This is a genomic window from Alkanindiges illinoisensis (assembly GCF_004377485.1).
In the GTDB taxonomy this organism is placed as follows: domain Bacteria; phylum Pseudomonadota; class Gammaproteobacteria; order Pseudomonadales; family Moraxellaceae; genus Alkanindiges; species Alkanindiges illinoisensis_A.
Window position 1 is genome coordinate 1 of sequence record NZ_SNTY01000081.1, and the last position, 900, is coordinate 900.

Annotated in this window: 2 protein-coding genes; both read left to right on the plus strand. The window is 42.2% G+C overall.

The features are described 5' to 3' along the window. Positions 1-67: 67 nt before the first annotated feature. Complete coding sequence (locus E2B99_RS13400; RefSeq protein WP_134245698.1) at positions 68-463, plus strand: transposase family protein; 396 nt, start codon at positions 68-70, stop codon at positions 461-463. Between the two features lie 28 nt (positions 464-491). Beyond that, positions 492-881 (plus strand): transposase, encoded by a 390-nt coding sequence (locus E2B99_RS13405; RefSeq protein ID WP_240687842.1) that lies wholly within the window; start codon positions 492-494, stop codon positions 879-881. The last annotated feature ends 19 nt before the right edge of the window (positions 882-900 follow it).

Sequence of the window (900 nt, forward strand, 5' to 3'; positions counted from 1 at the left end):
TATTAGACTTCTTTCATAAGTTAAAAATTGACCAGAAAACTATTGGTATTTATGTCATGCTTGGCTGATGAGATATAAAGATATTAAACGCTTAAGTGCCGACAAGTTCAAGCGACTGGTTGGCGTGCAATCTGCCACTTTTCACTTAATGCTCGATGAGCTAAGACCTTTTGAGTCTACGTTTGGACGACCACCCAAGCTATGCCTTGAAGACCGGTTATTGCTGACCTTAAGCTATTGGCGAGAGTACCGTACTTTACTGCACACTGGCATGACCTATGGTATCTCAGAGGCCAGTGCGCATCGTATTGTCAGGCACGTTGAGAATGTCCTCATCAACAGCAACAAGTTTCATCTGCCTAAAAAGCTGCTGCAGGGTGCTGGAATGGACTGGGACGTGGTCATTGTAGACGCCACCGAAATTCCAGTTGAACGTCCAAAAAAAACAAAAACATTACTATAGCGGCAAGAAGAAGCGGCATACGGTCAAGATGCAGGCCATGATCCACTATAAGACCGGACAAATCTTGAGTACCTGTTTTGCCAAAGGCCGGGTTCATGACTTTAAACTGTTCAAGATAAGCATGAAATTCTTAAACTTTAAGCCGTTTGTGCTTGCTGACAAAGGTTATCTGGGGTTAGCTAAAATAGGGTTCACCAGCTTACTTCCTTTTAAAGCAACTAAGCGACAGCCACTTGATCCTTATCTAAAGCACATCAACAAGGAAATTAATCGTCGGCGCATAAAGGTTGAGCATACGTTTGGTGCGCTAAAACGGTTTAACATCCTAAGCTCGCCCTACAGAAATAGACGATCTAGAATTAGTTTACGCTTCAATTTGATCGCTGCAATCTTTAATCTTGAACTGGTTAAAAGATGACTTATGAAAGAGGTCTATT

Coding starts and splice junctions, on each gene's coding strand:
- E2B99_RS13400 (WP_134245698.1), top strand. CDS start 68: ATGAGATATAAAGATATTAAACGCTTAAGTGCCGACAAGTTCAAGCGA.
- E2B99_RS13405 (WP_240687842.1), top strand. CDS start 492: ATGCAGGCCATGATCCACTATAAGACCGGACAAATCTTGAGTACCTGT.